Here is a 19,132-nt window from a genome sequence, read left to right as displayed (position 1 = left end):
AGTAGTTTCTGAACATGTTCAGTGAAGCTGCGACCCCCCGTCCCGGCCGGCCCTCCGTGTATGAGCGAGCGGTCGGCGACGAGCTGAAGCGGATGCCGCCCGTGCTCCAGCTGTACTTCGGCCCGATCGCCGACGGGTGCGCGGGCGTCGGGCACGGCGTCTATGACGAGGCGGGGTACTGCGGCCCGCGGTGGCTGCACCCCGTGATGCGCCTGATCGCGGGGAGAGGTGTGATGTTCCCGGAGGACGGCACCGATGTCCCGTTCGTCATCACCAACACGCCCCGACCCGACGGGTCGTTGCGCGGCGAGCGCGACTTCCTCTTCGCCACCGCGCGGCGGCGGATGGTCGACGCGATGACGAGCGCACGACCGGGCGAGATCGTCGACCGATTGGGGCGCCGGGGCGCACTGGAGATACGCCTGCGCGCCGAGGCCGATACGACCGGGATGCGCCTGCGGTCGACCGGGATCGCCGCGCGGCTCGGGGCTCTGCGTCTGCCCCTCCCGCCGGTAGCCCGGGTGATGGTGACGGAGACGTCGGACCCCGCGGATGCCGCGGCGCAACGTGTCGACGTGAGGGTGCGGGCCTGGCTCGTGGGGGAGCTCTTCCGTTACCACGGCTCGTTCACGTACCGCATCCGGCAACTCGACGGGAAGCCCGGCTGGAGCGTCGTGCCCCCTGCCTAGACTGACCACGTGGCAGACGGAGAACTCCCCGAGATCACTCTCGACGAAGCGCGCGCGGAAGCGCGTGACCTGATCGAACGGATCACCGCGGCGCGCGATGCCTACTACGGCCGCGACGCCGAGGTCGTCGATGACGCGACGTACGACGGCTGGATGCGCCGGCTCGACGCACTCGAGAGGTGGCATCCCGAACTGCAGTCCCAAGACTCGCCGACCCAGACCGTCGGCGCCGCCGAGTCGACCCTCTTCGCCCCGGTCACGCACGCCGAACGCATGCTGAGTCTCGACAACGTCTTCTCGCCCGAAGAACTGACCGACTGGTGCATGAAGGCATCAGCCTCTGCCGGACGCCCGGTGCGCTGGCTCTCCGAGCTCAAGATCGATGGGCTCGCGATCAGCCTGCGCTATGAGAACGGCGTGCTGACGTCTGCTGCGACCCGCGGCGACGGGCGCGTCGGCGAGGACGTGACCGTCAACGCGCTGCGCGTCGCCGGCATCCCGCAACGACTCGCGGGCTCGGGACACCCTTCCCTCGTCGAGGTCCGCGGCGAGATCTTCATCCCCGTCGCCGAGTTCGCTCAGCTCAACGCGCTCCAGGCGGCCATGCGCGACCGGGTGGTCGATGAGGCCCGCTCCCGTTCCCGGGCGTTCGACGAGGAGCGCGCGCGTACCAGCGCCGAGCGACGCTTCCCGGCTTTCGCGAACCCCCGCAACGCGGCCAGCGGTGGCCTGCGGCAGCAGCTCGACAAGAAGACCGGGCTCGAACTGGAGGCCTCGGAGGCCCGTGTCCGCTCGCTCCGCCTGTACGTCCACGGGATCGGCGCGTGGCAGAACCCGCCGGTGTCGTCGCAGAGCGAGATCTACACGCTCCTCGCCGAGTGGGGGCTTCCGATCAGTCCCCACTCGCAGACCCACGAGAGCATCCAGGGGGTGCTCGACTACGTCGAACACTTCGGCGAGAACCGGCACAGCGTCGAGCACGAGCTCGACGGCGTCGTCGTGAAGATCGATGAGTTGGCGCTGCACGACGAGCTCGGTGCGACGAGCCGGGCGCCGCGGTGGGCGATCGCATACAAGTACCCGCCCGAACAGGTCAACACCAAGCTGCTCGACATCGTCGTCTCGGTCGGCCGCACGGGGCGAGCCACTCCCTTCGCGGTGATGGCACCGGCTCGCGTCGCGGGGAGCGTGGTGCGCCAGGCGACGCTGCACAACCAAGACGTCGTCCGCGCGAAGGGCGTCCTCATCGGCGACACGGTCGTGTTGCGGAAGGCGGGCGATGTGATCCCCGAGGTGCTCGGACCGGTGATCGAGCTGCGCAACGGCACCGAACGTGCGTTCGTGATGCCCGCCGACTGCCCCGAGTGCGGGTCGCCGCTGCGCCCCGCCAAGGAGGGCGACATCGACCTCCGGTGTCCCAACGCACGCTCGTGCCCCGCACAGGTGCGGGGCCGCGTCGAGCACGTCGGCTCGCGGGGTGCGCTCGACATCGAGGCGCTGGGCGAGGTGACGGCGGCGGCGCTGACGCAGCCGCTGGGGGAGGCCGAGCCTCCGCTCGTGACCGAAGCGGCTCTCTTCGAGCTCACTCTCGACCAGCTGGTGCCGATCGAGGTCATCGTGCGCGACTCCGAGACCGGCGAACCGCGCGTCGACGACACGACGGGCGAACCGGTGCGGCGAGCTCCCTTCCGGCGCAACCCCTCGGCTGCGGAGAAGAAGGAGGGGCTGACCGGTCCGCAGCCGTCGGCTCAGGCGCTCAAGCTCCTCGACGAGCTCGAGAAGGCGAAAACGAAGGAGCTCTGGCGGTTCCTCGTCGCGCTCAGCATCCGCCATGTCGGTCCGGTCGCGGCTCGTGCGCTCGCGCAGTGGTTCGGCTCGATCGCGGCGATCCGAGCGGCGACGCGCGACGAGCTCGCGGCGGTCGAGGGTGTGGGCGGCATCATCGCGGACTCGCTGATCGATTGGTTCGGGGTCGACTGGCACCGCGAGATCGTCGAACGGTGGGAGGCAGCCGGAGCCCGTCTCGAAGTGCCGGGGCACCCGGGTCCGGGCGCCGCTGTCGTCGAGGGAGGAGTGCTCGAAGGAATCACGGTCGTGGCGACCGGATCCCTCGAGGGCTATACCCGCGAGGGCGCGCAGGAGGCGATCCTCGCTGCCGGCGGTAAGGCTGGCTCGTCCGTCTCGAAGAAGACCGACTTCGTCGCCGCCGGGCCGGGGGCGGGCTCGAAGCTGGCGAAGGCCGAACAGCTGGGCGTGCGAATCATCGACGCCGCGCAGTTCCGCGTCCTCGTCGAGCAGGGGCCGGCCGCTCTCGGGTCCTGACTCGCGGTCGACTCCGCACCCCGCCCGGGCTGCGTCAGCCCGCGAGCAGTCGATCCCTGACCTGGCGGCGGAGGACCTTGCCGATCATCGATTTCGGGAGTTCGTCCACCACGACGACCCTGCGCGGCACCTTGTACGGGGTGAGGATGCCGCGGCAGAAGTCGCGGACGTCGCCCTCGTCGATCGTCGCCCCGGGCACCGCGACGACGGCGGCGACGACGTCCTCGCCCGAATGCTCGCTGGGGAGGCCCACCACCGCGGCATCGGCGATCTGCGGATGCTGGCGCAGCGCGATCTCGACCTCGGTCGGGGCGACGTTGAACCCGCCGGTGATGATGAGCTCCTTGATCCGATCGACGATGCGCACGAAGCCCGCCTCGTCGATCGTGACGATGTCGCCGGTGCGGAACCAACCGTCGACGAAGACCTTCTCGGTTTCCTCGGGCTTTCCGTAGTAGCCCGAGAACACCTGCGGGCCCCGCACCAGAAGCTCACCGCGACCGCCGGGCTCGACGTCTCGTGTCGGTTCGTCAGGATCCACCACGCGGCACTCGGTGCCGGGAAGCGGCAATCCGACCGTCCCGGGCACACGGTTGTCCGCGACCGGATTGGCCATGAGAACCGGCGAACATTCCGAGAGGCCGTATCCCTCGACGAGGTATCCACCGGTCGATGCCTCGAACGGGACGACGAGTTCGTGGGGGAGCGCCATAGCGCCCGAGATGGCGACCTGCGTTCCCGCGAGGGAGATACCGGCCTCGTCCGCCGCCGCGAGCAGACGCTCGGCGATCGGAGGCACCAGGGGCAGGAGTGTGGCCGGATGCCGCTTGTGGACGGCGAGCACGAGGGCTGGATCGAACTTCGGGAAGAGCACGAGCCGGGCGCCCATCGACATGGCGAAGGTGAGACAGAGCGTGAGGCCGTACGCGTGGAACATCGGTAGCACGGCGTAGACCACGCAACCCTCGCCGCGCTCGATCGTCGGCGTCCACGCCTGCGCCTGCGCGGCGTTGGCCAAGAGGTTGCGATGGGTGAGGGCGGCGCCCTTGGGGTTTCCGGTCGTTCCGCTGGTGTACTGGATGAGCGCGAGATCTCCCGTCGTCGGGCCCACGTGGCTCACCGGCAGGGGGTCGTGTCGTTCGGCATCCGACCAGAAGCCGTAAACGCGGTTTCGGGGCACCGGAGAGGTGAGCGCCTCGCGCGACTCCCGCGCTTTCGCGATGGGAAGCCGGAGCGCCGCCCGCATGCCGAGCGGCATCGCCGTGGTGATGTCCACGGAGATCACGGCGTTGAGCGCGAGATCGTCGGGGAAGTCCAGGAGCATCGAGACGAGCTTGTTCCAGACGATCGCGACCTTCGCGCCGTGGTCCTCGAACTGCTTGCGCATCTCACGCGGCGTGTAGAGCGGGTTGTGCTCGATGACGACGGCTCCGAGCCGCAGCACGGCGTAGAACGCGACGATGTGCTGGGGGCAGTTGGGCAGCACGATCGCCACCCGGTCGCCGCGGCGCACGCCGGCGTCCCTCAGATAGGCGGCCGCACGTTCGATGCGGTCCTGCAGCTGCCGGTATGACACGGTGCGCCCGAAGAACTCCAGGGCAGGAGCGTCGGGATGCTCCCGCGCCGACGTCGCGACGATGTCGACGAGTGAGCCCTCCATGGGCGGGAGATCGTCCGGCACCCCGTCGGCGTAGCTGGCGATCCAGGGACGTGGCGGGTCGTAGGTCGTCACGCTGACACCCTACGGGTCTCGTGCACGATCGGGCCCGAACTAGAATCGACGGGTGTCTGAAATCACCCCCGATCTCGTGCGCCACCTCGGCGTGCTCGCCCGGATCCAGCTGAACGACGAGGAGGTCGAGCGTCTCACCGGACAGCTCGACGCGATCGTCGACAACATCGCGAAGGTGTCGGAGGTGGCGACCCCGGATGTCCCGGCGACCAGCCACCCCATCGCCCTCGAGAACGTCTTCCGCGAGGATGTGCCCGGCGACATGCTCACGCTCGAACAGGTGCTCCAGAATGCACCCGAACGTGCGGACGACCGTTTCCGCGTGACGGCGATCCTGGGGGAGGAGCAGTGAGCGACATCATCCGTTCGAGCGCCGCCGAGCTGGCGGCGCGCCTGGCCGACGGAAGCGTCAGCAGCGTCGAGGTGACCCAGGCGCACCTCGACCGCATCGCCGCCGTCGACGGCGACGTGCATGCGTTCCTGCACGTCTCCGACCACGCGCTCCAGGTCGCAGGCGAGATCGATGCGCGCCGCGCCGCGGGAGATCCATTGGGCGAGCTGGCCGGCGTGCCCCTCGCGATCAAGGACGTTCTCGTCACGACCGACATGCCCTCGACCAGCGGATCGAGAATCCTCGAAGGCTTCATGTCGCCGTACGACGCGACGGTTGTCGCCCGCGCTCGCGCCGCCGGCCTCGTGCCCCTCGGCAAGACCAACATGGACGAGTTCGCGATGGGCTCGTCGACGGAGCACTCAGCGTACGGACCCACCCGCAACCCATGGGACCTCGAGCGCATCCCCGGCGGCTCGGGAGGCGGCTCCGCCGCGGCCGTCGCCGCTTTCGAGGCGCCCCTCGCTCTCGGGTCCGACACGGGAGGCTCGATCCGTCAGCCCGCGCACGTCACGGGCACGGTGGGAGTCAAGCCGACCTACGGCGGCGTCAGCCGATACGGCTCGATCGCCCTCGCCTCGAGCCTCGATCAGGTGGGTCCGGTCTCGCGCACCGTGCTCGACTCGGCGCTCCTGCACGACGTCATCGGCGGGCACGACCCGCACGACTCGACCTCGCTCGCCGACCGGTGGCCGTCCTTCGCCGCAGCGGCGCGAGAGGGCGCCCGCGGCGATGTGCTGCGCGGGCTCAGAATCGGTGTCATCCGCGAGCTGGCCGACGTGGGCTTCCAGCCCGGCGTGAGCGCGTCGTTCCGCGCTTCGCTCGCGGCTATGGAGGCGCAGGGGGCCGAGATCGTCGAGATCAGCGCACCCCACTTCGAGTACGGGGTGGCGGCCTACTACCTGATCCTCCCGGCCGAGGCATCCAGCAACCTCGCCAAGTTCGACTCCGTCCGCTTCGGGCTGCGCGTCGACGTGCCGGGCGGCACTGTCGAGGACGTCATGTCGGCGACGCGCGAAGCGGGGTTCGGCGACGAGGTCAAGCGACGGATCATCCTCGGTACGTATGCGCTGTCGGCGGGCTACTACGACGCCTACTACGGCAGTGCGCAGAAGGTGCGCACCCTCATCCAGCGCGACTTCGACGACGCGTTCGCGCAGGTCGACGTCATCGCGACCCCGTCCGCACCCACGACCGCCTTCCGCCTCGGCGAGCAGATCGACGATCCGCTGCAGATGTATCTCAACGACGTCACGACCATCCCGGTGAACCTCGCCGGCGTCCCGGGGATCTCGATCCCCTCGGGGCTGTCCGAAGACGACGGCCTGCCGGTCGGCATCCAGTTCATCGCGCCTGCGCGCCAGGATGCGCAGCTCTACCGTGTGGGCGCCGCGCTCGAGACTCTGCTCGTCGACAGCTGGGGTGGCCCGCTGCTCGACCGCGCACCGATCCTGGGAGGGGCACGCTGATGGCTGCCAAGGTCGCACTGATGGACTTCGACAAGGCGCTGGAGCTGTTCGAGCCGGTGCTCGGCTTCGAGGTGCACGTCGAGCTGAACACGCGCACGAAGATGTTCTCGCCGGCGGCGAACCCGGCTCACCCCGACAATCACGACGCGGCTCCGAACACCCTCGTCGCGCCGGTCGACATGGGCCTGCCCGGGGCACTCCCGGTCGTGAACGAGACGGCGATCCGGTCGTCGATCAGTCTGGGCCTGGCGCTCGGCTGCTCGATCGCTCCGTCGAGCCGGTTCGCGAGGAAGAACTACTTCTACCCGGACCTCGGCAAGAACTACCAGATCTCGCAGTACGACGAGCCGATCGCGTTCGAGGGCGCGGTCGAGGTGGAGCTGTCGGACGGAACGACCGTCACCGTCGACATCGAGCGGGCGCACATGGAAGAGGACGCGGGCAAGCTCACCCACATGGGAGGCGCCGCCGGCCGCATCCAGGGCGCGGAGTTCTCGCTCGTCGACTACAACCGTGCCGGCGTGCCTCTCGTCGAGATCGTGACGAAGCCGATCTTCGGCGCCGAGCACCGCGCGCCGGAGATCGCCAAGGCGTACGTGCGCACGATCCGCGACATCGTCATCGGCCTGGGCATCTCGGAGGCGCGCCTCGAGCGCGGCAACCTGCGATGCGATGCGAATGTCTCGCTGCGGCCACGGGGCCAGGAGAAGCTGGGCACCCGTACCGAGACGAAGAACGTCAACTCGATGCGCTCCGTCGAACGGGCGGTGCGCTACGAGATCCAGCGCCAGGCCGCCATCCTCGCCGAGGGCGGCACCATCACGCAGGAGACCCGGCACTGGCACGAAGACACCGGCACGACCTCGCCGGGGCGGCCGAAGTCGGATGCCGACGACTACCGGTACTTCCCGGAGCCCGATCTCCTGCCGGTAGCTCCTTCGCCGGAGTTGATCGAAGAGCTCCGTGCCGCCCTTCCCGAGCCGCCCGCGGCCCGGCGTCGCCGGCTTCAGGGCGAGTGGGGCTTCACCGATCTCGAGTTCCAGGACGTCGTCAACGGCGGTCTGCTCGCCGAGGTCGACGCCACGGTCGCGGCCGGCGCGTCGCCAGCCTCTGCACGGAAGTGGTGGACCGGTGAGATCACGCGCGTCGCGAATGCGCGTGGCGCGGAGCCGCAGTCTCTGGTCGCGCCCACCGACGTGGCGGCGCTCCAGAAGCTGGTGGATGCCGGCACGCTGACGGACAAGCTGGCTCGCCAGGTGCTCGAGGGGGTCATCGACGGCGAGGGATCTCCTCAGGATGTCGTCGACGCGCGCGGACTGGCCGTGGTCTCCGACGACGGCGCGCTGATCGCCGCGATCGACGAGGCCCTCGCCGCGCAGCCCGACGTCCTCGCGAAGATCAAGGACGGCAAGGTGCAGGCCGCGGGTGCGGTGATCGGTGCTGTCATGAAGGCGATGAAGGGTCAGGCCGACGCGGCGCGGGTGCGCGAACTGATCCTCGAGCGGGCGGCTCAGTAGCAGAGCGATCCGCACGACCCCGGCGGCGTCGTCGACTCCCTCCTCGTGAGGGGCGGCGGCGCCGCTTCGTCGCCCGAGCAGCGCCCGGTGTCGGTGGCACGGGCGAGAATGGAACCATGGGACGCGGAGACGGTTCGGGGCGCATCGTTTCGCCGCCCGACGCCGACGACACCGGCACGCGCATCCTCCACGTCGACATGGATGCGTTCTACGCGGCGGTGGCGGTGCTCGACGATCCGTCGCTCGCCGGCAAGCCCATCATCGTGGGCGGCGTCGAACGGCGCGGGGTTGTGTCGAGCGCCTCGTACGAGGCTCGTCGCTTCGGCGTGCGCTCGGCAATGCCGGTCGCACGTGCCCTGCAGCTCTGCCCGCAGGCCATCGTCGTGCCGACGACCTTCGAACGGTACGCCGAGCTCTCACGCGGCGTGATGGAGATCTTCCGATCGATCACACCTCTGGTCGAGCCGCTGTCGATCGACGAAGCCTTCCTCGACGTGAGCGGTGCTCGTCGGCTCTGGGGGAGCCCGCGCGACATCGCTCAGCTCATCCGCGCACGTGTCTTGGACGAGACGGGCCTCACCTGCAGCGTCGGGGTCGCGGCGACCAAGCATGTCGCGAAGATGGCGTCGACGATCTCCAAGCCCGACGGTCTCCTCGTCGTCGCCGAGCACCAGACGCTCAGATTCCTGGCCGGACGGCCGGTCGGCGCTCTGTGGGGCGTCGGGCCGAAAGCAGTAGAGGCCCTTCTCACACGCGGCATCCGCACTGTCGCCGACGTTTGGGACACCCCCAGATCGGTGCTCGACCGCGCCCTCGGGCCCGCGATGGGCGAGCGTGTGTGGCATCTGTCGCGCGGGCACGATGCGCGGCAGGTCCAGACCGAACGGGCTGAGAAGAGCATCTCGCACGAGGAGACGTTCTCTCACGATGTCACCGATCTCACGGTGCTCCGTTCCGAGCTCCGACGCCTGGCTGATCGGGTCGGCGCGCGGCTGCGCGCGGGTGGGTGGGAGGCCGGCACGGTGTCGATCAAGGTCCGTCTGAGCGACTTCTCGACATACTCACGCTCGCAGACCCTGCCGCTCGCGACGAACGTCGGCCAACGGATCGGTTCGGCCGCCATTGATCTCCTCTCGACGGTCGAGCTGTCGCAACCGGTGCGACTCATCGGGGTGCGCGCCGAAAAGCTCCGACCCGACGGAACCGGCGGGCTGACGCTCTGGGACGACGACGAGGAGTGGCGCCGCGTCGACGACGCGCTCGACGGAGCCCGCGCTCGCTTCGGTCGCGGCGCGGTCACGCGGGCGAGCGTGCTCGGGCCTCGACGCGACGTCGGCGCCATGCCCACCAACCCACGGCCCGACCACGATCACTGACACCTGTACCGCGAGCGCCGGAGGAGGGTACGGTGGGTCCATGCCCAACCTCGCACTCGAACTCGGCAAGCAGTCCGCGACCATCGGCGTCACCAGCGCTTACGGTGAGCAGCAGGATGTCGGTGGCATCACGCTCATCCCTGTCGCGTTGACGTGCAGTGGGTTCGGCGCGGGCGAGGACACCGAGGGCAACAGCGGCGGCGGTGGCGGCGGTTACGCCATTCCTGTCGGCGCGTACGTACGCAAGGGTGACGATCTGCGCTTCGAGCCGAACCTCGTCTCGCTGGTCGCCGTCGGCATTCCCTTCGTCTGGGTCGTGGGCCGCGCTCTCAGCCGTGTCATCCGCGCCCTCAAGAAGTAGGGCTGCCGCGCGCCTGACACCGGGCGCGCTCATCGAAAGCGTGCTGGGCGAATTGTCGCCGGGCGATGTCGTGATCATCGACGGACGCAGCGGCGCCGGCAAGTCGACGCTGGCCCGTGAGCTCCAGCGGCGGTGGGCCACCCTGAGCACGACGCCCCAGCTTGTCGCGCTCGATGAGCTCTATCCCGGATGGGACGGTCTCGCGGCGGGCGCCGAGTACGCCGTCGCGCGCGTGCTCGCCCCCCGCCGTCACGGTGAGGCAGCGCGATGGCAGCAGTGGGACTGGGCTGAGGACGTTTACGGCGCTGAGCGTGTCGCGAACGCGGCCGACGCGATCATCCTCGAGGGGAGCGGCGCGTTGACGCCCGCGGCGGCGTCCTTCGCGGCGGTCACGATATGGCTGGACGCCCCGGCGGATGTGCGCAAGCAGCGCGCTCTGGCGCGTGACGGCGAAACCTACCGGCCGCACTGGGAACGCTGGGCGGCCCAGGAGCAGGACCACATATCCCGCAATGACCCTCGGAGTCTCGCGACGCATGTCGTCGAGCTCGCCTGATCACGCGTCGAGCGATTGCAGCAGCATCTCCTGCCGATAGCCGAGCCACTCGTAGACGTCGAAGCGCGGATCGCCGACAGGCATGATGCTCTCGTCACTGATTCCGATGCGCTCCGCGAGTACGAGACGAAGTCCCGCCAGGGTGCGCAGCCATGCGGTCTGCTCTCGCGCGTCGAGTGCGAGTGTCAGTATCGCCGCGGGCTCCGTGTCGCCCTCATGATCATGAGGGCTCGAGAGGGCCGCCAGCATCAGCCGGGCGTCCGCGGCCCGTGTGGCCGCCAGATCGTCGCGGGTGAGTTCACGGAACTCCGCCGCGGCATCCGGGTCGTCCGGATAGGCGTCAGGCGAGAGCCGTCGCGCCGCCGGGTCACGCGGGTCATCGGGCGTGGTGACGAGTTCGAGGTACTGCTCGACGAGCTCGCGGAGGTAGTCCGCCTCAGGGCGGGGCAGTCCGAAGACGACGGAAGGGGTCATTCGTTCCCCCGCCGCACGGTCGCCCAGAGGCCGAACTCATGCATCGCTCGCGTGTGGGCCTCCATCGCTTCACGCGGACCTTCCGCGACGATTGCGTGGCCATCGTGATGAACGGCGAGCATGAGCTGTGTCGCGCGGTCGCGCGAGTACCCGAAGTAGGTGCGGAACACATGGACGACGTATGACATCAGGTTCACGGGGTCGTTCCACACGACGGTCTGCCACGGTTCGTCTGGCGCGGCGCGAAGGTCGGTCTCGCGGTCCAGGTCGGGGAGCGCGGTGCTCATCATGCCCATCCCAGCTCGTGCAGGCGGTCGTCGTCGATTCCGTAGAAATGAGCGATCTCGTGGACGAGGGTGGTGTGGATCTCGTCGCGAAGGCCCGGAAGATCGTCGCAGGCGGCCAGGTGGGGTTCGCGGTAGACGATGATGCGATCCGGCAGTTCGCCCTGACCGTAGCGGTCACGCTCGGTGAGGGCGTAGCCGTCGTAGAGGCCCAGCAGGTCGAGGCTGCCGTCTTCGGGGCGGTCTTCGACGACGAAGATGACGTTGTCGAGCCCGTCGATCATGTCATCGGGCAATCGGTCGAGCTCGTCGGTGACGAGGAGTTCGAACTCTTCGACATCCATCTCGATCATCTGCACTCCCGGACCGGGGTGTTACGTGGGGTGGCTAACGGGACTTGAACCCGCGACCCCCGCGACCACAACGCGGTGCTCTACCAACTGAGCTATAGCCACCATGTCTCCCGGTGAAACCGGGCAACCCTACGATTGTATTACACGGATGGAGCGTACGACGACACGGCTGCCTCAGCGGCTGCCCGGGCCTCGTCGCTGGTGGGTCCGGGCTCGGCCACGAACACGGCGGAGCGGTAGTAAGCGAGTTCACGGATCGACTCTCGGATGTCGGCCAGCGCCCGGTGTCCGCCGTCCTTGGCCGGCGCCTGGAAGTAGGCGCGAGGGAACCAGCGTCGCGAGAGTTCTTTGATGCTCGAGACGTCGACGTTGCGGTAGTGCAGCCAGGAGTCGACACGCGGCATGTACTTCGCGAGGAACATGCGGTCGGTGCCGATGGTGTTGCCCGCCAGCGCGGCCTTCCCCTCGGGAACGAAACGCTGGATGTACTCGAGCACGGCGGTCTCGGCATCAGCGAGCGCCACGCCCGAGTCGAGTTCGGACAGCAGCCCCGAGGTCTCGTGCATCGCGGTGACGAAGTCGCCCATGTTCGCCCGTGCGGCCTCGCTCGGACGGATGACGAGCTGGAAACCCGGGTCGAGCGGTCGGAGCTCGTAGTCCGTGACGATGACGGCGACCTCGACGAGCTCGTCAACGCTGAGATCCAGCCCCGTCATCTCGCAATCGATCCATACGAGACGGTCGTTCTCGGCTGTTCCCACCATGTCGCCCATCCTAGTGATCGGCTGCGACACGGCGGCCCGCCCCGTGGGTGTTGATGCCCGACGCAGGTGATCTGGAAGGCGTTTTCCGATGCGGCGGAGAAAATCCTTGACCACGCGCGTCGTTGTGTCCATCATGACTACTACGTCGTAGTAATACGTAGTAGAAGCGCAACGCTCAGGAAGTGCGAGGAAGCATGTTCAGGATCGGCATCATCGGCACCGGCGGCATCGCCAGCGCGCACATCGGTGGGTACCTCGCCTTCCCCGGCGAATGCGAGATCGTCGCACTCGCCGACGTCTCGCCTGGGAAAGCCGCGCAGAAGGCCTCCGAGTTCGGCCTCGTCGACGCCGTCGGGTACGACGACCCCCTTCGGATGATCGCAGAGGCTGATCTGGACCTCGTCAGCATCGCGACACCCCCTTCGACCCACGCGGCACTGTCGATCGCGGCCCTGGACGGGGGAGTGAACGTGCTGGTGGAGAAGCCGATGGCGCCGTCTCTGGAGGAGTGCGACGCGATGCTCGCGGCTCAGGAACGCTCGGGCAAGGTGCTCTCGGTGGTGGCGCAGAACCGGTTCCGCGACGACCTCGCGACGCTCAAAGCCGTCGTCCAGTCCGGCCTGCTCGGATCGATCTCGTCAGTGCGTGTGGACTCGGCTTGGTGGCGTGGGCTGCCCTACTACGACCTCTGGTGGCGCGGAACCTGGGAGAAGGAGGGCGGCGGCTGCACCCTCAACCATGCGATCCACCACATCGACCTGCTGCTGTGGCTGCTGGGTCGCCCGACGGAGATCACCGCGATGCTCGCGAACGCGCAGCACGACAATAGCGAGGTGGAGGACCTCTCGGTCGCCGTGTTGCGATACGAGCGCGGCCTCGCTCAGCTCACCAGCTCCGTGGTGCATCACGGCGAAGAGCAGGAGATCGTCATCCAGGGGGAGAAGGCCCGGGTATCCCAACCCTGGCGGGTGATCGCCGAGCGCACAGACAGCGGGGGGTTCCCCGCGAAAGGCGGCGCCCCCGACGTGGTGGCCGCCATCGAAAGCGTCGTCTCCGCGCGGAAACCCCTCGCTCACTCCGGACACGCCGGGCAGATCGGCGATCTGCTCGGCGCGATCCGGGACGGCCGCGCGCCGATTGCGGACGGGTGGGACGGCCGCAACGCGATCGAGGTCGTCACCGCCATCTACAAAGCGGGTATCGAACGCGCGTTCGTGGAGCTGCCGATCGGGGCCGACGACCCCTACTACCGTGCCGGTCGACTGGTCGAGCGGGCACCGCACTTCTTCGAGAAGCAGAAGTCGCTCGCAGAGGCGGCATCGTGACCGTGTCATCGTTCCCCGGCGGCACCTCGCTGTCGCACCTCGACATCTACGATGACCCCGCTTCGGACGGCATCCGCGGCGGCAGCCCGCACATGCATCTCGTCTCGACCGAGGCGTACCTCGTCGTCGGTGGGCGGGGAGCGCTGCAGACCATCGACAGCGACGGATTCCGCGAGGCGGTCCTGGAGTCCGGGTCGGTCGTCTGGTTCACGCCCGGAACGATCCACCGGGCGGTCAACCAGGGCGGGCTCGAGGTGCTGGTGCTGATGAGCAATGCGGGCCTGCCCGAGGCGGGCGACGCCGTGATGACGTTTCCGTCCGAGATCGTCGGCGACCCGGCCGCCTACGCAGACGCCGCGTCATTGGGCGAGGGCGACGAGCGCGCCGCCCGTGCCGCACGTCGGCGTGATCTCGCCGTGTCGGGGTTCGAGACACTCCGCGACGCCGTCATCGACGGCGATCGGACGCCTCTCGAGGAGTTCTACCGGCAGGCCGGGGCCATCGTCCGGCACCGCGCAGCCGCCTGGGGACGACTCGTGCGCGAACGCGCGCTCGCGCAGGCGGAGCAGTCGCTGACGCTCACCGACGCCGTCGCGCGTGGCGACGTGACTCACCTGCACGATGCGCGAATCCATGAAGCTCCCACGGCGTCCGGCGATCGCGCATTCGGCATGTGCGGACGGATCCGCGCCTACGACCTCACAGACCAGGAGAACCCCCGATGAGCCATTCATACACTTTCGACGCCCTCCCGCGTCCGGTCGTCGAGCCGGGCGAGTTCGCCTTCGCGGCTGTGGGCCTCGACCACGGGCACATCTTCGGGATGACCGACGGGCTCGTCGGTGCCGGTGCGACCGTGACCTGGGTGTTCGACGATGACCCCGCTCGTGCTGCCGCGTTCGCGAAGCAGTACCCGACGGCACGTGTCGCGTCGAGCGAGCAGGAGGTGCTGGACGATCCCGAGGTGCGCTTGATCGCGACGGCGGCCATCCCCTCGCAGCGTGCTTCGATCGGACTCCGCGCGATCGAAGCGGGCAAGCACGCGTTCGTCGACAAGGCCCCGCTCACGACGTTCGCGCAGCTGGATGCCGTGCGCGAGGCGACCGCGCGGACCGGGCTGCTCTACGCCGTCTACTACGGCGAGCGCGTCCATTCGGAGGCGGCGATCCTCGCCGACCAGCTCGTCGAGCGCGGAGCGATCGGCCGGGTGCTCCAAGTCGTCTGCTTCGGGCCGCACCGCGTCGGGAGCGGACGACCCGACTGGTTCTACGACCCAGCGCAGTACGGCGGCATCCTGTGCGACATCGGAAGCCACAACTTCGATCAGATCCTGCATTACACGCGCGCGGCGGGCGGTCGCGTGTCGATGTCGACGATCGCGAACTACGCGCATCCTGAGACGCCCGGCCTGCAGGACTTCGGCGACGCGCACGTGATCCTCGACAACGGGGCGACGGGCTACGTCCGGGTCGACTGGTTCACACCGGACGGGCTGGGCGTGTTCGGAGACGGCAGGACACTGCTGCTCGGCACCGACGGGTACATCGAGCTGCGCAAGTACATCGATATCACCACCGACAACGGCGGTGGCCAGCTGTTCCTCGTCAACCAGAACACGCAGCAGCGCTTCGATGCGAACGGGATGACGGGCTTCCCGTACTTCGGGCGGCTCATCCGCGACTGCCTGGACGGCACCGAGACCGCCATGAGTCAGGCGCACGCGCTGATGGCCGCAGAACTGAGCCTGCACGCGCAGGCGGGTGCGACGCTCGTCGGCTCGTCCTCGCATGCGTCGGTGCTCACGCCCTAGACGCAACCCGCTCACGAGAACCACGACGATGTGGAGTTCCCTATGACGCAATCCGTTCACCCGCCCGTGCGGCTCGGCGATGCCCCGCCCGCCGGCACTGCGACGCGCGCGATCACGACTGCGCCGGCGAAACGGCGACGGTTCCGGCGAGATCGCACGCCCCGTGCCAAGCAGACCTGGCGCCGCGCCCTCGCCCGGGACTGGCGGCTGTACACGTTCCTGCTCGCGCCGGTCGTCTTCCTGCTCGTCTTCAGGTACATCCCGATGCTCGGGAACGTGATCGCGTTCCGGCGGTTCCGCCCCGGCGGCTCGATATTCGGCGACGAGTGGGTGGGCTTCTACTACTTCGAGGCGTTCATCTCGAACCAGCAGTTCTGGACGGTGTTCTGGAACACGGTGGTTCTCGGCGGTCTCACCTTGCTCATCACCTTCCCGTTGCCGATCATCCTCGCCCTCATGCTCAACGAGCTGCGATCGCGACGCTTCAAGCGGATCGTGCAGACGATCTCGTACCTGCCCCACTTCATGTCGGTCGTGATCGTGGCGGGCCTCGTGCTGCAGCTCACCGCGCTGAACGGCACGGTGAACCAGGTGGTCGAGGCGATCGGGGGCGACCCCGTCCCGTTCATGCAGCGGCCCGAGTGGTTCCGCTCCATCTACGTGTCGTCGGAGGTGTGGCAGACCGTCGGCTGGGGAACGATCCTGTACCTCGCGGCGCTCACCACGATCGACGACCAGCTGTACGAGGCTTCCCGCATCGACGGGGCGAACCGCTGGCAGCAGACCTGGCACATCACTCTGCCCGGAATCCGCCCGACCATGATGGTCCTCCTCATCCTCAACATCGGCTCCTTCATGGCCGTCGGATTCGAGAAGGTCCTGCTGCTGCAGAACCCGCTCATCTATTCGACGGCGGACGTCATCTCGACCTACCTCTATCGCGTCGGCATCCAGTCGGCCCAGTTCTCGTACGGAACGGCCATCGGCTTGTTCGAGGCGATCATCGGCCTCGTGCTCGTGCTCGGCGCCAACGCCCTCTCACGTCGATTGGTTGGTACCTCGCTGTGGTGACCGAAGCCCTGCCCCCCAAGCCCGACGCCGCACGCGTGCGGCGGGAGACCGGCGTCATCCGGGAATCGCCGGGATACCGCGCCTTCCGTGTCGTGAACGCCGTCGCTCTCGTCCTCGTCTGCGTCGTCACGCTCTACCCCTTCATCAACCTCGTCGCCAAGGCGTTCTCGTCTGAGGGGTACATCGCCGCCGGCGAGGTCAACCTCATCCCGCGGGGATTCAACATCGACACCTTCCGCGTGGTGATGAACGACGGCACGTTCTGGACGAACTACGGGAACACGTTCCTCTACACGATCGTCGGGACCATCATCGCGATGGCGATCACGACGACATATGCGTACGCGCTCAGCAAGCCGTATCTGAAGGGCCGGACCTTCTTCGTCGGCATCGCCGTCTTCACGATGTTCTTCGGCGGCGGGCTCATCCCGAACTACATCCTGATCGCGAACTATCTCGGGTGGCGGAACAGCATCTGGGCGGTCGTCGTCCCCGGGGCGCTCAGCGTGTTCAACCTGCTCGTCATGAAGTCGTTCTTCGAGAACTTCCCCGAGGAGCTCGAAGAGGCGGCAGCCATCGACGGGCTCACAACCTATGGCATCTTCTTCCGGGTCGTGCTGCCGCTGTCGAAGGCCGTGCTCGCGACGATGACGCTGTTCTACGCGGTCAGCATCTGGAACTCGTGGTTCAACGCCTTCCTGTTCCTCGACGACAAGTCGCTGTTCCCCGTGACGGTCTATCTCCGAAACCTCATCGCTGCCGCGACGGGGGTACAGGAAGCGCTCGGCGGCGAGTCCGCGCAGGTCGCCTCGAACATCCAGGCCGTCACGATGCTCCTCACGGTGCTCCCCATCATCTGCCTGTACCCCTTCATCCAGCGCTACTTCGTCTCGGGCGTGATGCTCGGGTCGGTCAAGGGCTGAATCCCCTACGTCGAACGACGGCGTTCACACAGAGGAGAAACACAATGAGAATCACTCGCCACACCTTTGCCGGTGCCGCGGGCTTGGCGGCTGCCGCGCTCGTGCTCTCGGCCTGCTCCGGACCCGGTGCCGAGGATGCTGCCGGCGACGGCGGCGCCACGATCGCGGATGCGCAGTCCGTCGGCGCCATGGAGGACTTCGAGGCCGGGGTCACCTTCGCCGCGACCGAGCCCGTCGAGTTCTCGCTGATGTACCGTGACCACCCCAACTACCCGGTGAAAGACGACTGGTCGATCTTCCGGCATCTTGAGGACGATCAGAATGTCACGTTCTCGCGCACGGACATCCCCATGGCCGACTTCGACCAGAAGAAGTCGCTGCTCATCGGTAGCGGCGAGGCGACCGATATCATCTCGTCGACCTACGCCGGGTCCGAGACGCAGTTCGTTTCCGGCGGGGCGCTCCTGCCGATATCCGACTACTTCGACTACATGCCGAACTTCCAGAAGAAGATCGCCGACTGGGGTCTCGAAGACGACCTCCAGAATCGCCGGCAGGAGGACGGGAAGATCTACCATCTGCCGGGGCTGCGAGAAGTTCCCGACGTTCAATACTCCGTTGCCATCCGCGAGGATCTCTGGGAGAAGGCCGGCATCTCCGAAGACCCGGCCACGTGGGATGAGTACCTCGAGCAACTCGAGAAGGTTGCCGCAGCCAACCCCGAACTCGACTACGCCATGTCGGACCGCTGGACCGACGCGACGCCGCTCGGCTCGCTGCTGAGCATCATGGCGCCGAACTATCCGACGGCAGCCGGCTGGGGCTATGCGAACACGTGGTACGACCAGGAAGCCGGCGAGTACGTGTTCACCGGCGCGTCCGACGGGTACAAGGAGGTCGTCTCCGACGCGGCCGCTCTGGTCGAGGCGGGCGTCCTCGACCCGGAGATCACCCAGAGCGACGACCAGGCCGTGCAGAAGTTCATCGCCGGCAAATCGGCCGCGATCTCCGGCAACACGCAGACAATCGCCGAGTACCGGCAGAAGTTCGCTGACTCGGGGCAGGGCGACGTTCCGATCCGGCTGCTCTCGCTCCCCGGCGGACCGGCGGGGGACAAGCTGCCGAGCGGTCGCTTCACATCGGGCATCCTCATCTCGAGCGCTGCCGCCGAGAAGCCCTACTTCAAGGCGCTGTTGCAGTTCGTCGACTGGCTGTACTACTCCGACGAGGGCCTCGAGTTCGCGCAGTGGGGCGTCGAGGGCGAGACGTTCACACGCGAGGCGGACGGCACGCGCAAGCTCATGGACGACATCGCCTGGAGCTCGATCAACGCCGGCGCGCCGAAGCTGCTCAACGCCGATTACGGCTACAGCAACGGTGTCTTCCTGCTCGCGAACGGCTCGTCTCAAGAGCTGGTGCTCTCGATGATGACCGACGAGATCGCCGCGTGGACGGCGGCGCAGCTCGAGAAGAAGGAGCAGCTCCCGACGGCGCCCGCGCCGCTTCTCAACGAGATCGAGCTCGAGCAGACCTCGCTGCTGCAGACGCAGCTCACCGACGCCGTGCACGCCGCGACCGCATCGTTCATCACCGGCCAGCGCTCCATCGAGAACGACTGGGACGCGTACGTGGCCGAGCTCGAGGGACTGGGGTCGGGCCAGCTGATCGACACCTTCAACACAGCCCTCGAGCGAACGCTGAAACAGGACTGAGCG

At 68.0% G+C, this 19,132-nt stretch carries 19 protein-coding genes and 1 tRNA gene; 14 read left to right on the top strand and 6 right to left on the bottom strand.

Going from position 1 to position 19,132, the window contains the following annotated elements; all coding sequences use genetic code 11:
- Positions 1-14 precede the first annotated feature (14 nt).
- Together DEU36_RS01905 and ligA are read left to right on the top strand one after the other, a co-directional pair.
- Positions 15-689 carry a DUF4166 domain-containing protein gene (locus DEU36_RS01905; protein WP_120262679.1) on the top strand — a complete coding sequence of 225 codons (675 nt, stop codon included), beginning with the start codon at positions 15-17 and terminating at the stop codon, positions 687-689.
- Positions 690-698: 9 nt separating this feature from the next.
- The gene (gene ligA, locus DEU36_RS01900; protein WP_120262678.1) at positions 699-3,011 is read left to right on the top strand and encodes an NAD-dependent DNA ligase LigA; all 2,313 of its coding nucleotides are present in this window, start codon (positions 699-701) and stop codon (positions 3,009-3,011) included.
- Between the two features lie 34 nt (positions 3,012-3,045).
- Here the strand turns inward: ligA and DEU36_RS01895 are convergent, their stop codons facing one another.
- A complete protein-coding gene (locus DEU36_RS01895; RefSeq protein WP_120262677.1) occupies positions 3,046-4,743 on the bottom strand; it encodes a long-chain-fatty-acid--CoA ligase in 1,698 nt (565 codons plus the stop codon).
- 52 nt (positions 4,744-4,795) lie between these two features.
- Here DEU36_RS01895 and gatC point away from each other — a divergent pair, with 52 nt between their 5' ends.
- The 6 genes from gatC (at position 4,796) to DEU36_RS01865 (ending at position 10,413) form a co-directional block, all read left to right on the top strand.
- Complete coding sequence (gene gatC / locus DEU36_RS01890) at positions 4,796-5,095, top strand: Asp-tRNA(Asn)/Glu-tRNA(Gln) amidotransferase subunit GatC (RefSeq protein WP_120262676.1); 300 nt, start codon at positions 4,796-4,798, stop codon at positions 5,093-5,095.
- Positions 5,092-6,603: an Asp-tRNA(Asn)/Glu-tRNA(Gln) amidotransferase subunit GatA gene (gene gatA, locus DEU36_RS01885; protein WP_120262675.1), complete on the top strand. Its 1,512-nt coding sequence runs from the start codon at positions 5,092-5,094 to the stop codon at positions 6,601-6,603. The genes gatC and gatA overlap by 4 nt, the downstream gene beginning before the upstream one ends.
- Positions 6,603-8,120, top strand: a complete 1,518-nt coding sequence (gatB, locus tag DEU36_RS01880) for an Asp-tRNA(Asn)/Glu-tRNA(Gln) amidotransferase subunit GatB (protein WP_120262674.1) — start codon at positions 6,603-6,605, stop codon at positions 8,118-8,120. The genes gatA and gatB overlap by 1 nt, the downstream gene beginning before the upstream one ends.
- 116 nt (positions 8,121-8,236) lie before the next feature.
- Positions 8,237-9,496 (top strand): DNA polymerase IV, encoded by a 1,260-nt coding sequence (gene dinB, locus DEU36_RS01875; protein WP_120262673.1) that lies wholly within the window; start codon positions 8,237-8,239, stop codon positions 9,494-9,496.
- Positions 9,497-9,536: 40 nt separating this feature from the next.
- Positions 9,537-9,857 carry a hypothetical protein gene (locus DEU36_RS01870; protein WP_120262672.1) on the top strand — a complete coding sequence of 107 codons (321 nt, stop codon included), beginning with the start codon at positions 9,537-9,539 and terminating at the stop codon, positions 9,855-9,857.
- 40 nt (positions 9,858-9,897) lie between these two features.
- Positions 9,898-10,413: an AAA family ATPase gene (locus DEU36_RS01865; protein WP_259455175.1), complete on the top strand. Its 516-nt coding sequence runs from the start codon at positions 9,898-9,900 to the stop codon at positions 10,411-10,413.
- On the opposite strand, the gene DEU36_RS01860 is transcribed toward DEU36_RS01865, so the two are convergent.
- From DEU36_RS01860 to orn, 5 genes are all read right to left on the bottom strand, one after another.
- Positions 10,414-10,887 carry a DUF2017 family protein gene (locus DEU36_RS01860; RefSeq protein ID WP_120262671.1) on the bottom strand — a complete coding sequence of 158 codons (474 nt, stop codon included), beginning with the start codon at positions 10,885-10,887 and terminating at the stop codon, positions 10,414-10,416.
- Positions 10,884-11,183, bottom strand: a complete 300-nt coding sequence (gene clpS / locus DEU36_RS01855) for an ATP-dependent Clp protease adapter ClpS (RefSeq protein ID WP_120262670.1) — start codon at positions 11,181-11,183, stop codon at positions 10,884-10,886. The genes DEU36_RS01860 and clpS overlap by 4 nt, the downstream gene beginning before the upstream one ends.
- The gene (locus tag DEU36_RS01850) at positions 11,174-11,524 is read right to left on the bottom strand and encodes a metallopeptidase family protein (RefSeq protein ID WP_120262669.1); all 351 of its coding nucleotides are present in this window, start codon (positions 11,522-11,524) and stop codon (positions 11,174-11,176) included. The genes clpS and DEU36_RS01850 overlap by 10 nt, the downstream gene beginning before the upstream one ends.
- Positions 11,525-11,550: 26 nt before the next feature.
- A tRNA-His gene (locus tag DEU36_RS01845) sits at positions 11,551-11,626 on the bottom strand.
- Between the two features lie 38 nt (positions 11,627-11,664).
- Positions 11,665-12,288: an oligoribonuclease gene (gene orn / locus DEU36_RS01840; protein WP_120262668.1), complete on the bottom strand. Its 624-nt coding sequence runs from the start codon at positions 12,286-12,288 to the stop codon at positions 11,665-11,667.
- Between the two features lie 194 nt (positions 12,289-12,482).
- Here orn and DEU36_RS01835 point away from each other — a divergent pair, with 194 nt between their 5' ends.
- From DEU36_RS01835 to DEU36_RS01810, 6 genes are read left to right on the top strand one after another with little or no spacing between them, the layout of a single operon-like run.
- Entirely contained in the window at positions 12,483-13,613 is a 1,131-nt protein-coding gene (locus tag DEU36_RS01835) for a Gfo/Idh/MocA family protein (RefSeq protein WP_120262667.1), read from the top strand.
- Positions 13,610-14,338, top strand: a complete 729-nt coding sequence (locus tag DEU36_RS01830) for a cupin domain-containing protein (RefSeq protein ID WP_220700890.1) — start codon at positions 13,610-13,612, stop codon at positions 14,336-14,338. Before DEU36_RS01835 ends, DEU36_RS01830 begins: the two co-directional genes overlap by 4 nt.
- Positions 14,335-15,423 carry a Gfo/Idh/MocA family protein gene (locus DEU36_RS01825; RefSeq protein ID WP_120262666.1) on the top strand — a complete coding sequence of 363 codons (1,089 nt, stop codon included), beginning with the start codon at positions 14,335-14,337 and terminating at the stop codon, positions 15,421-15,423. Before DEU36_RS01830 ends, DEU36_RS01825 begins: the two co-directional genes overlap by 4 nt.
- A gap of 42 nt (positions 15,424-15,465) precedes the next feature.
- Positions 15,466-16,494 (top strand): sugar ABC transporter permease, encoded by a 1,029-nt coding sequence (locus DEU36_RS01820; RefSeq protein WP_120262665.1) that lies wholly within the window; start codon positions 15,466-15,468, stop codon positions 16,492-16,494.
- Complete coding sequence (locus DEU36_RS01815) at positions 16,491-17,417, top strand: carbohydrate ABC transporter permease (protein ID WP_259455174.1); 927 nt, start codon at positions 16,491-16,493, stop codon at positions 17,415-17,417. The genes DEU36_RS01820 and DEU36_RS01815 overlap by 4 nt, the downstream gene beginning before the upstream one ends.
- 44 nt (positions 17,418-17,461) lie before the next feature.
- On the top strand, positions 17,462-19,129 hold the full coding sequence (locus DEU36_RS01810; RefSeq protein ID WP_120262663.1) for an extracellular solute-binding protein: 1,668 nt from the start codon (positions 17,462-17,464) through the stop codon (positions 19,127-19,129).
- Positions 19,130-19,132 lie beyond the last annotated feature (3 nt).

This window comes from Microbacterium sp. AG238 (assembly GCF_003610405.1).
In the GTDB taxonomy this organism is placed as follows: domain Bacteria; phylum Actinomycetota; class Actinomycetes; order Actinomycetales; family Microbacteriaceae; genus Microbacterium.
The sequence above is the reverse complement of the archived record's forward strand: the minus strand, read 5'-3'. Positions and strand labels throughout refer to the sequence as shown.